General features: G+C 37.0%; 10 protein-coding genes. All 10 read left to right on the top strand.

Going from position 1 to position 12,660, the window contains the following annotated elements; translation table 11 throughout:
- Nucleotides 1-41: 41 nt before the first annotated feature.
- The gene (locus QW060_RS14075) at nucleotides 42-713 is read left to right on the top strand and encodes a DUF4271 domain-containing protein (protein ID WP_290364112.1); all 672 of its coding nucleotides are present in this window, start codon (nucleotides 42-44) and stop codon (nucleotides 711-713) included.
- Between the two features lie 10 nt (nucleotides 714-723).
- Nucleotides 724-1,467, top strand: a complete 744-nt coding sequence (locus tag QW060_RS14070; RefSeq protein ID WP_290364111.1) for a uroporphyrinogen-III synthase — start codon at nucleotides 724-726, stop codon at nucleotides 1,465-1,467.
- 124 nt (nucleotides 1,468-1,591) lie between these two features.
- A complete protein-coding gene (locus QW060_RS14065) occupies nucleotides 1,592-3,193 on the top strand; it encodes a fumarate hydratase (RefSeq protein ID WP_290364769.1) in 1,602 nt (533 codons plus the stop codon).
- A gap of 119 nt (nucleotides 3,194-3,312) precedes the next feature.
- On the top strand, nucleotides 3,313-3,795 hold the full coding sequence (locus QW060_RS14060; RefSeq protein ID WP_290364110.1) for an RNA polymerase sigma factor: 483 nt from the start codon (nucleotides 3,313-3,315) through the stop codon (nucleotides 3,793-3,795).
- The gene (locus tag QW060_RS14055; protein ID WP_290364109.1) at nucleotides 3,785-4,228 is read left to right on the top strand and encodes a hypothetical protein; all 444 of its coding nucleotides are present in this window, start codon (nucleotides 3,785-3,787) and stop codon (nucleotides 4,226-4,228) included. Before QW060_RS14060 ends, QW060_RS14055 begins: the two co-directional genes overlap by 11 nt.
- Nucleotides 4,229-4,234: 6 nt before the next feature.
- A complete protein-coding gene (locus QW060_RS14050) occupies nucleotides 4,235-4,768 on the top strand; it encodes a DUF4252 domain-containing protein (protein ID WP_290364108.1) in 534 nt (177 codons plus the stop codon).
- Nucleotides 4,765-5,220 carry a DUF4252 domain-containing protein gene (locus QW060_RS14045; RefSeq protein ID WP_290364107.1) on the top strand — a complete coding sequence of 152 codons (456 nt, stop codon included), beginning with the start codon at nucleotides 4,765-4,767 and terminating at the stop codon, nucleotides 5,218-5,220. The genes QW060_RS14050 and QW060_RS14045 overlap by 4 nt, the downstream gene beginning before the upstream one ends.
- Nucleotides 5,221-5,418: 198 nt before the next feature.
- The gene (locus QW060_RS14040) at nucleotides 5,419-6,816 is read left to right on the top strand and encodes a 7TM diverse intracellular signaling domain-containing protein (protein ID WP_290364106.1); all 1,398 of its coding nucleotides are present in this window, start codon (nucleotides 5,419-5,421) and stop codon (nucleotides 6,814-6,816) included.
- A 225-nt stretch (nucleotides 6,817-7,041) separates the two neighbouring features.
- On the top strand, nucleotides 7,042-7,428 hold the full coding sequence (locus tag QW060_RS14035; protein ID WP_290364105.1) for a hypothetical protein: 387 nt from the start codon (nucleotides 7,042-7,044) through the stop codon (nucleotides 7,426-7,428).
- 11 nt (nucleotides 7,429-7,439) lie between these two features.
- Nucleotides 7,440-12,428, top strand: coding sequence for a T9SS type A sorting domain-containing protein (locus QW060_RS14030; RefSeq protein WP_290364104.1), 4,989 nt, complete (start codon nucleotides 7,440-7,442; stop codon nucleotides 12,426-12,428).
- Nucleotides 12,429-12,660: the final 232 nt, after the last annotated feature.

Here is a 12,660-nt window from a genome sequence, read left to right as displayed (position 1 = left end):
ATTAGAATAAATCGAATGCTAAAAATCATTAATTTTGGAGCATGAAAGAACTTGAATTTATACCAAGACTTACACAGTCAACCGATTGGGCAACGCTTATTTTTTTAGCGACTTTTATTTTACTTGCTGTAAATAAAAATGTTTTTTCTGTTCGTTTTAGTGAATACATAAAACTGATCTATTCAGACAAGTACATTAAAATATATAGAGATACTTCTAACCTAAAGAGTTGGTTTACTATTTCTATGTTTATTGTACAGCTTATTTCTTTTTCATTTATTGTACACATAATACTTTCAACCTTTTCGATTATTGATTTTCATTCCTTTTTAGACTTTATAAAAGTGTTTAATTTTATTGCGTTTTTTATTCTCGCAAAATATCTTATCGAAAAAATAATAGCCGTCTGTTTTAATCTGGAAGATTTTGCAGAACATTATAATTTGTTGAAAGTCAATTACCGCACCTATCTGGGATTACTATTATTGCCGGTTTCCATTGTGTGGTTTTATTATCCCGTAAATTCACAGTATTTTGCTTATGGATTGATATTCATCATTATTGCCATTAATATCGGATTGTATTTTGTAATCCTTAAAAATTATGAAAAGTTAATATTGTCGAATATCTTTTATTTTATTTTGTATCTTTGCACTCTCGAAATAGCTCCTTATTTAATCTTGTTTAAATGGGTTGATATTTATAAGTCATAACAATTTTACCATGAAAGTGAAAACAATTTTGGTTTCCCAGCCAGAACCGAAAGTAGAGAACTCACCGTACTTTGACATTCAGCAAAAGTACAAAGTTAAAATAGACTTCAGACCTTTTATTCACGTTGAAGGCGTGAGTGCCAAAGAAGTGCGTCAGCAAAAAATAGACTTAAACAACTATACTTCCGTTATTTTAACCAGTAAAAATTCTGTAGATCATTATTTTAGAGTAGCAGAAGAAATGCGTTTTAAAGTTCCGGAAACCATGAAGTATTTCTGTCAGTCTGAAGCTATTGCTTATTATCTGCAAAAATATGTGGTGTATAGAAAGCGTAAGATTTATGTAGGTCAGAAAGAGTTTTCTGATATGGCACCCCTTATCAAGAAATTTAAGGATGAGAAGTTTTTACTTCCTGCATCGGATAAATTAAATGATGATGTACCTCAAACGCTTAATGAACTTGGTATCGATTGGAAACAAGGTGTCTTTTTCAGAACAGCAATGAGTGATTTGTCTGATCTGAGAGATGTGAAATATGACATTCTTGCTTTTTTCAGTCCAACCGGAATCAACTCACTTTTTCATAACTTTCCGGATTTTGAGCAAAATAATACGCGTATTGCGGTATTTGGAAGTACTACTCAAAAGGAAGCTGTTGAACACGGAATACGGGTAGATATAATGGCTCCGACCCCCGAAGCTCCATCCATGACTATGGCATTGGAAAAATATCTGGCTAAAGTAAATAAATAAACATAAAAAGCCCCTCTGTAAAGAGGGGCTTTTTGTTTTAATTTAGAAATAGTCTAAAAGAATCTCAGATCATTATTTTGTAAATTTACCTCCTAACAAAACAACAAAAAGTACAAGAATAATGATTGATTTTTTATATCAGGATCCGTATCCGATCTTGAAAGATGATACGCAGTACCGTAAAATCACTTCTGATTATGTAAGCGTTGAGAAGATAGGGGAACGAGAGATTTTGGTAGTTGATCCGAAGGCATTGGAGTTATTGGCAGAAACGGCTATGACCGACGTTTCTTTTATGCTCAGAACAGCACATCTTGAAAAGCTACGGGCAATAATTGATGATCCGGAAGCTACTGATAATGATCGTTTCGTTGCCTACAATCTTTTGCAAAATGCTGCGGTTGCAGTGAGTGGTGAACTGCCTTCATGCCAGGATACCGGTACCGCTATTGTGATGGGAAAGAAAGGAGAGAACGTTTTTACAGGTGCTGATGATGCTGAAAGTCTTTCAAAAGGAATATTCAATACCTATGCAAAGCGCAATCTGCGTTATTCTCAGATTGTTCCGATCAGCATGTTTGAAGAAAAAAATTCCGGTTCCAATCTACCGGCACAAATTGATCTGTATACTAAAAAAGGAAATTCATACGAATTCTTATTTTTAGCAAAAGGAGGCGGATCTGCAAACAAAACTTTCTTGTATCAGCAGACCAAATCTTTGTTAAACGAAAAATCACTGGAGGCATTTGTAAAAAACAAGATAATGGATCTGGGCACAGCTGCATGTCCTCCCTATCATTTAGCTCTTGTAATAGGCGGTACATCTGCAGAGGCAACCTTAGCAGCTGTAAAAAAAGCTTCAGCGGGTTATTATGACCATCTTCCAACGTCTGGTAATATGTCTGGTCAGGCTTTTCGTGATTTGGAATGGGAAGAACGCATCCGAAAAATGTGTCAGGATTCGGGAGTAGGAGCACAGTTTGGCGGTAAATATTTAGTGCATGATGTTCGCGTTATCCGCCTGCCAAGACATGCTGCTTCCTGTCCTGTAGGATTGGGGGTTTCCTGTTCAGCTGACAGAAATATAAAAGCAAAAATAAATAAAGACGGACTTTTTGTAGAGCAGTTGGAAACCAATCCGGCAAGACTGTTGCCTGATACGGCACCACATCTGGAAGCACCGGTAATTATAGATTTAGAACGGCCGATGCAGGAAATCCTTGCAGAACTGAGCAAACATCCTGTAAAAACCCGGTTGATGTTAAACGGAACAGTAATTGTTGCCCGTGATATTGCTCATGCAAAAATTAAAGAGATGCTTGACAGAGGCGAAGAAATGCCTGAATATTTTAAAAACCATCCCGTGTATTATGCAGGACCAGCAAAAACTCCGGAAGGAATGGCTTCCGGATCATTTGGACCTACAACAGCCGGAAGAATGGATGTTTATGTAGATGAGTTTCAGAAAAACGGAGGCAGTATGATCATGCTTGCTAAAGGAAACCGATCGCAACAGGTAACGGATGCCTGCGCAAAATACGGTGGTTTCTATCTGGGATCTATCGGAGGGCCGGCTGCTATTTTAGCAAAAGAAAATATCTTAAAAGTAGAAGTAGTTGATTTTCCTGAATTAGGAATGGAAGCAGTACGAAAAATAACGGTAAAAGATTTTCCGGCATTCATCATTACAGATGATAAAGGAAATGATTTCTTTCAAAACTTATAAAATCTGCTTTTTTGCAAAAAAAAACCATAACAATCTTACTGTTATGGTTTTTTTTATTTCCAATGTCACAAAAATACTTCTCTATCGTCTTACTTATAAACAAGCCTAAAAATAGATTTTTGAAAGAACTGAGTTTAATACGTGAAAAGTTTATCCGATTTGCTATGCGGATGCTGTCAGATAAAAATGATGCAGAAGATGTTGTTCAGGATTTTTATGAAAAAATCTGGAGAAAAGATCTGTTGGCAGAAGTGAAAAACAAGGAAGCCTTTGCAATGAAAATGGTTAGAAATGCCTGTTTAGACTTTCTGCGCAAAAAGCAACTGACAATAGTTTCAGACAGTAATGAACCCTTACAACTGGAAGCAGATCCGCAACAATTATTAGAAGTATCTGAAGGATATCGCTTATTGGATAAGATTTTAGCAGGTTTAAGTGAGAAGCAACGAACCGTTTTTCATTTGAGAGATATTGAAGGGTATGAACTGGAAAAAATCGCAGAAGTATTAGAAATCACAAATGAAGCTGTACGTGCCAATCTGTCAAGGGCAAGAAAACAAATAAGGGAAGCATACCAAAAATATAGAGATGATGAAAGATAAGGAAAAGCTATTAGAGAAGTATTATGAAGGTACAACAACATTAGAAGAGGAAAAACAACTAAGAAATCTATTGTCTAAAGAAGTAGGATCTGCAGATGGTATTTTTATGAGCGATTTAAAAGCAATGCAGCCCTCAATGTCAGAAAAACCTAAAAGCATAAGACAAATTATAATACCTGTCATGGCTGTAATGAGTGCTGCATGCGTAGCTCTGCTATTATGGTTTCAGTTACCGGATCAGGAGCGGCATAAGAATGACAATATATCAGATATCACCAGATCAATTGTCATAGAACAACATATAAACGGAGAAATAGAAGACCCTGAACTTGCGCTTAAACAGGCAAAGAAAGCGCTGGAATTTGTCAGTTCAAAAATGAGTACAGGAACAAAAAATATGGAACATCTCAATAAGTTAAACCAAGTAAAATAGATACACATGAAACCATTTAAGTATTTTATCATACTGATATTGATAGTAATTCCCTTTACAGGATATTGTCAGTTGTCAGCTGCTCAAAAAATAGCAGGTAATTATGAAGGTAAAAAAGGATTTACTACAGTAAACATTTCCAAAAGCATGTTTAAAATGTTATCCCGTATAAAAACGACTGATCCTGAATATAAGGAGATACAGAAATTTGCTACGCATCTCGAAGGCATAAAAATCGTGATACAGGAAGATGCAAAAGGCAATACGTTCAAGAATGATCTCTCTGCCTTGTCTAAATCATTACTCAACAATGGATACGAAGAACTTATGTCTGTCAATGAAGAAGGAAATGTCATTTCATTCAAAGCATTGGAAAAAAACAACCGTATTTCAGAATTGGTAATGAGTATTGTTGGTGAAGATACGGTGCTTATGATCATCAGTGGTAATTTTTTATTAGAAGAGCTTACTGATATTACCGGAAATATCAATTTAGGAGGAATGGACAAGGTTCAGAAACTTAAAAACAGAAAAAAATGAGACACCATAAATTTTTAGTCCTTATTATTCTGATGATGAGTCTTTTGTCATGTGCTTCATTCAGAAATAAAGAAATGGATCAGTTTTATAAAAAATATGACGATCAATCTACAAGTGTAAGAATTCCTAAGTTATTGCTAAAAATGGTCAGTAAAGAAAAAGAATTAAAGCCATTTCTTAAATATATAAAAACTACCCGTACTGTAGTGATTGAAAATGTGGGATCGCAAGTGATAACAGATTTGAATACTGCACTTAAAAAAGACGGATATGAAGAATACATCAGCATAAACACTTCAGAAGAACAATTCGCTATCATGGCAATAGAAAGGAAGGATAAAATCACACACATTGTAATAAAGACAATAGAAGACGGAGAAATAAGTCTGATACAATCGCGTGTTAATATAGAATTAGAAGATTTCTCAAAGATGTTGAAACAACTGAATTAGTTAGAAGCCTGCTTTTAAGCGGGCTTTTTTAGTAAAAGTTCATTTTTGATTTTAGAATGTTTTGTTTATTTATGATCATATTGGTAGCTTATTTATCCATTCTGTATTTTTATTTTAAAAATATAACATAAACAAAATGAAAATAAAATATGGGTGGTGTTTTAAAAATGATATTTTTGCAATCAAAAAACACATCCTTTGAAACATTTTTTATCACTTATTTTCTTCATTTTTTCGTGGAGCTCTTTTTCTTATGGGAGTCTTCAAAAAGATACCGATATCGCTTTGCAAGAAATAGTTCCCTTGCAGTTTGAGCAAACCAATCAGACTTCTCTGTTTCATTATTATGACAAACATGATGATACACATTGGTTTAAATATAAACTGTCGCCTGAGCAGCAAAACATTCCGATAATACTTACCGTTTCAAATATGAATTTTCAGGAATTGTCTTTGTTTGAAAAATACGGAGATAGTCTCTTATTTGTTGAACGAACAGGAAACAATTTCCGGTCATTAAAAGAAGAAACTACGCGTTTTAATCAGTTTAAAATTACCACAACTGCTTCAGAAATTTATCTGAGAGCCAAAATAAACAACTTTAGTCTTATTGATTTGGAAGTGGCGACGGTAGATGAATTCTATAAAAAAGAAAGCAAATCATTTTTATATTTAGGATTGTATTATGGGATTGTGATCATGTCCTTAATTTTCAACATCGTTTTTTATTTTGTATTTAAAGACAAGCGATTTATTACTTATTCTTTACTACTTTTTTCAGTAGCAATGATGTTTTTATATGAAGATGGCCTGTTTAGCTTTTTAACGACCAATCCGTGGCTGTTGAATAATTTTACGATGATTACTTCACCGGTTACTGCTCTTATTGCCTGTATATTTACTTATTACTTCTTAGAGTTAAAAAAATATGATGCGGCTTTTATCAGGAGAGTGTGCCCGGTGCTTTCTTTGTCTTTTTTATTTGCCTTACTTTTCTTTATTTTTCACAATAACATTCTTTTATCGGTCTGCAATATTTTTAATTTCATTGCCGCCTTATTATGTTGCCATGCCGCTATAAAACTTTTTAGAAAAGAAATACTGGCTCGTTTTCTTATCTTCACTTTGGGTATGGTACTGCTTTTCGGACTGCTCTATAATCTGCATCAATACGGGGTTTTAGAAGCAGCTATGTTTGGGAGAAATACCTTTAAACTGGCCAGTTCTTTTGAGATCATAACCATTAGTTTTGCCATCATTTACAAAATTAGAAAGGTAAGGGCAGAGAATACTCATTTTAAGACAGAAATCAAAAGATATATTCAGGAGCTTGAAACAGAAAAAAACAAAGTACAACCCATAAGCTCTGTTCCATCTGATACAGAGATTAGTCTTGCGGATCTGGTAAAAAAATTCAATCTTACAGAAAGAGAATTACAGGTGCTGGAAGGAATCAATAACGGATTATCTAATCAGGAAATAGCGGCTCAATTGTTTTTATCATTAAGTACCGTTAAATTTCATATCGGTAATCTGTATTCGAAACTGGATATTAAGAATAGAACTCAGGCAATTAAATTACTACATAGAAAATAGAAAAAGAGAAACTGTCCGGTTATTTAATAACAGAATTGATCCCATTTTTTTACTCCATAAACAGCGCTTTAGTGCTGTTTTTTTGTGTATTTACATAAATTTTATACAAAGAAAATAGAGTTTTATATAAGGCAAACACACTATTTTAATATGGAAAAATAAGATGTTTTTTTATGCTTTATTCCGGTACAAAAAACACAAATTCTGATATTCACAAGTTGGTATTTGCATCTATCCATTTGGGTAGTGGTTTGTAACTTATTTATTTTCAGCATTTTATTTGTTTTACAACTATACTTTGGTATAGTGTATTTTTTAACAAAAAAAGGTACGTTTGGTATTGAACTATACAAAAACTTCATTAACCATTTAACACTATTCAAAATGAGGAAATTCTATTCTCAGTATTCAGGACTCTTTTTCCTGATGTATCTGCTGTTGTTTTTCGCAAGTGAATCTGCAGCAAAGACGACCGTCTGTAACAGCGGTCTTTTGAACTCCGGTTTTGTCCCCGGCAATGTCACTGATAGCAATAATTCTACGATGACAAAGAACAATATCAACACTTATATTTTCAAAAATCAGAGTGTGCGAATCGTAAATAATCATTAATGAGAGAAAGTATGAAAAACATTTATTCATTATTATTGATAATCGTACTGATTCTCTCTAATACCATGTATGCACAGACAAGTACTGAACAATTTGAAACTGAATCAAATGGTAGTACTAGCTTTACTGATAACGGTGTCATATTTAATATTATTTCTCACGCGAGTACATTTGATATTCAGGCTAATTATCCAGCTACTGGTTGGAGCGGAACTAATATAGATAATCGGTACATTGACAATAGCCTTACACCTCAAAACGGAGCTTCATTTAGTATTAAAACAACTTCTAATCTGTTTAAAGTAAACAGATTTTGGGTGTATTTGTCAGATGCTAATTTAAATTTGAGCACTGCAGGAACTCTAACAATAACAGGAAAACTCAGTGGCGTAACAAAATTTACCCAAACCAAAACCACTGGTTTTAATACTTCCGTGGCAACAGCCAATGGCTATACCTTGATTGACCTGACCAATCTGAACGGACAGAATTACAGCAATATTATTATTGATCAATTGCAAATTACACTGGGTGGAGGATACACTTATGCCGCTCTTGATGCTTTTACCTGGGTTAAAGATTCTAATTTAGTGATAGATCTTGATACTCCAACAGTTACTTTGAGCAGTCAGACCAATGTAGCCTGTAATGGTAGTGCTACGGGAGCTGCCACAGTAAGTGTTTCGGGAGGAACTGCACCCTATACCTATTCATGGTCTCCTTCTGGTGGCACAGCAGCAACAGCAACCGGATTGGTTGCCGGAACTTACACAGTTACTGTGACAGATGCTACCAATAAAACAAAATCGCTACCGGTTACTATTACCCAGCCTGCTGCTTTAACAGCTACTACTTCATTAACAAACGTATCGTGTAATGGAGGAGGTAATGGTGTAGCTTCTGTAGTTGCATCTGGTGGGTCAGGAGGATATAGCTATTCCTGGGCGCCGTCTGGAGGTACAGGAGCCACAGCAACAGGTCTTACCGCAGGAACTTATATCTGTACAATTACAGATGCTAATCTTTGTCAGATAACACGTACCGTTACAATCAGTCAGCCGGCAACAGCTTTATCAGCAAGCATATCCTCTACAAATGTGTCTTGTAATGGCGGTTCAAACGGAACTGCAACTGTATCGGCATCCGGTGGAACTCCCGGGTATACCTATTTATGGTCACCATCAGGAGGTACAGCAGCATCAGCGACTGGCTTATCGGTAGGGGTTTATACTTGCCTCATTACAGATGCTAACGGATGTTCTGTGACAAGAAATGTTACAATTACCCAGCCAATTGCTATGAATGCTACAACAGTACAGACAAATATTGCGTGTAACGGTCAGCCGACAGGTTCTCTTACTGTAAATGTAACAGGCGGGACAGGTCAGTATACGTATTTATGGTCACCTTCAGGAGGTACTGCTGCTACGGCTACAGGACTAACTGCGGGAGCATACACTGTAACAGTAACGGATGCTAATAATGGGTGTATATTGACGAGAAACTTTACCATTACTCAGCCATCTTCAATAACAGCTACAACTTCGTCGACAAATGTATCGTGTAATGGCGGGAACAATGGGGCAGCTTCTGTCGTAGCATCAGGAGGGGCAGGAGGATATACTTATTCCTGGTCACCATCTGGTGGAACAGGAGCGACAGCAACAGGTCTTACCGCAGGAACTTATATCTGTACAATTACAGATGCTAATCTTTGTCAGATAACGCGTACCGTTACCATTACACAGCCGGCTCCTATAACGACAACTGCTTCTGTGACAAATGTATCCTGTAATGGGGGGTCAAATGGTACCGCTTCAGTGACTGCATCCGGTGGTATTGGTACTTATACCTATTCATGGGCTCCGTCAGGAGGAATCAATGCAACGGCAACAGGACTTACTGCCGGCACGTATACCTGTACCGTAACTGATGCTAATGGCTGTCAGGCAACACGTACAGTAACCGTTACACAGCCTACAGCCCTGACAGCAACCACATCCATGACAAATGTGTCTTGTAATGGTGGTTCTAATGGTTCAGCTACTGTAAATGTATCGGGGGGTACAGCAGGTTATACTTACTTATGGATTCCATCAGGAGGCACAGCAGCATCAGCTACAGGATTATCGGTAGGTGTTTACAATTGTATCATTACAGACGCTAACGGATGTACTTTGACCAAAAGTTTTACCATTACTCAGCCAACAGCTATGATCATCACTCCATCACAAGTAAATGTTACGTGTAACGGAGCAACTAACGGTTCAGCAACTGTAAGCGTTGTGGGTGGTGCAGGTACCTATACGTATTCATGGTCACCTTCAGGCGGTACAGCGGCTACAGCTACTGGCTTATCGGCAGGGACATACACAGTAACGGTAACAGATGCAAATAACTGTACAAAAACACAATCATTTACAATTACACAGCCATCACCAATTGTAGCTACAACTTCTCAAAACAATGTTTCATGTAACGGAGGTTCAAATGGTACTGCTACAGTGTCTGTATCCGGTGGTATTGGTACTTATACCTATTTGTGGTCTCCGTCAGGAGGTACAGCGGCAACGGCAACAGGTCTTATGGCTGGTATTTATACCTGTACGATTACTGATGCCAATCTTTGTCAGATAACCCGTACATTTACGATTACGCAACCATCTCCTATAACAGCTACAATAGCACAAACAAATGTATCCTGTAATGGAGGGGCAAATGGTACTGCTTCTGTAACACCATCCGGTGGTACAGGTACCTATACGTATTCATGGTCTCCGTCAGGCGGGACAGCAGCTACAGCTACCGGTCTTGTTGCAGGTGTTTACACTTGTACTATAACAGATGCCAACGGATGTACTTTAACGAGAAGTGTTACCATTACACAACCAACTGCGATGGTAGCAACTACATCACAAACAAATGTTTTATGTAACGGAAGTGCAAACGCTACAGCTTCTGTAATACCATCAGGCGGAGCAGGTCAGTATACCTATTTATGGTCTCCTTCTGGAGGTACTGCTGCTACGGCAACTGGTCTTGCAGCGGGTGTTTACACCTGTACGATAACAGATGCCAACGGATGTATTTTAACTAAAACATTTACGATCACACAACCAACCAATATAAATATTATACCTTCACAAACAAATCTTTCTTGTAATGGTGGATCAAATGGTAGCGCTACAGTAAGCGTGTCGGGTGGTACCGGAACGTATACCTATTCATGGTCACCATCAGGAGGTACTGCAGCAACAGCGACAGGTCTTTCTGCGGGTGTTTATAATGTTACGGTTACTGATGCCAACGGATGTACGGCAACACAATCTTTTACAATAACAGAACCAGCTGCTTTATCAGCTGTTTTGTCACCAACTAAAATAAATGTATCCTGTAATGGAGGAACTAATGGTTCTGCAACTGTTATAGGTGTTGGAGGAACAGGATCTTACACCTATTCATGGTCACCATCGGGAGGTAATGCAGCAACAGCTACGGGATTAGCAGCAGGTATTTATACAGTAACTGTTACAGATGCAAATGGATGTACCGCAATACAAACCGTAGAAATTGAACAACCTGCTGTTTTAGCTTCTACTTTAGCTTCAGTACAAACAAATGTGTCCTGTTATGGAGCCTCAGATGGTTCCGCTACAGTAGATATAATCGGAGGAACTGGTCTTTATACCTATTCATGGTCTCCATCAGGAGGTACTTCAGCTACTGCTGATGGTCTTTCAGCAGGTACTTACGTATGTACTGTTACTGATGCAAACGGATGTATGACTACACAGTCTTTTACCATTACAGAACCTCCAGTGTTGACGGCAACAGCTTTGTCACAGACTAATATTAGTTGTAACGGAGCTTCTAACGGATCAGCTACCGTTGAGGTAACAGGAGGTACGGGTTCTTACACCTATTTATGGTCACCTTCGGGTGGTACTGCTATAACAGCTACTGATCTTACAGCAGGTACATACATTTGTACAGTTATGGATGCTAATGGCTGTACTACAACACAGTCTTTTACCCTTACAGAGCCTGCTGTTATGACAACATCCATTGTTGCTCAAACAAATGTCGTATGTAATGGAAATTCAAATGGTTCGGCTACAATTGAAGTCATGGGAGGTACAGGTGCTTACACCTATTTATGGTCACCTTCTGGTGGTACTCAAGCATCGGCTACAGACTTAGCAGCCGGAATTTATGAGGTTATCATTACAGATGACAACGGATGTACTACTACACAGGAAGTAACAATTACTGAGCCAGCTGTAGTTCTACCGCCAGCAATAATTTCTCCTCAGGAATTTTGTATAGCTGCTGATGCAACAATAGATAATGTTGAAATAGAAGGAGTTCAGATAAAATGGTATGCAACAGCAGATGCAGTAACAGAGCTTACAACAGATACTGTGCTGGCAAACGGCACTTATTTTGCTTCCCAGACAATTGACGGATGTGAAAGTCAGGAAAGAGCTTCTGTTGAGGTAATTATAAATGATATTTTACCAACTCCTGTTGGTGCACCAAATCAACAGTTTGAGGAAGGGGCAACTATTGCAGATTTAGTAGTAGAGCCTGTTACAGTAACATGGTATGCGACTTATGAAAATGCAGTAGATAATGTTGACGCGTTATCAACTTCGGAAGTACTGGTAAATGGAGTAACCTATTATGCTGTTGTTGTAGCAACTGATGAGTGTTCAAGTTTACCATTTGCTGTTACGGTAAATGTAACTGCCGGAATAGAAAACTTCCAGAAAGATACAATTGAATACTATCCGAATCCTGTAGAAGATTACCTTCGCATCAAGAGTTCGGGTATTGTGACAAAAGTTGAAGTTTATAACTTATTAGGAAGAGTAGTAAAAAAACAAGACTACCAATCTAATGAAGTAGAATTATTCTTCGCAGATTTACCAAGTGCAACTTACGTTGTATTTATTAAATCAGGAAACAAAGAATCCTTTATTAAGATAGTTAAAAAATAAACATCCTTAAAATAGACAAGCATTATTATGAGCACACCTAAATTTTAGGTGTGCTTTTTTTTAGAACTTTTCCACGTATATTATTCAGGTTTAAAATCCAAAAAAAACATATATTTTTATTGATCGGGAAAAAAATATAAGACGAATAGAACTAACTTATATTTCACTAAAAATGCCCGGAACCCGTTATAACAAAGGAACATAAATCAAAAAGAGGATAGTGGATTTTAAT

The organism is Paenimyroides ceti (assembly GCF_030409925.1).
The sequence above is the reverse complement of the archived record's forward strand: the minus strand, read 5'-3'. Positions and strand labels throughout refer to the sequence as shown.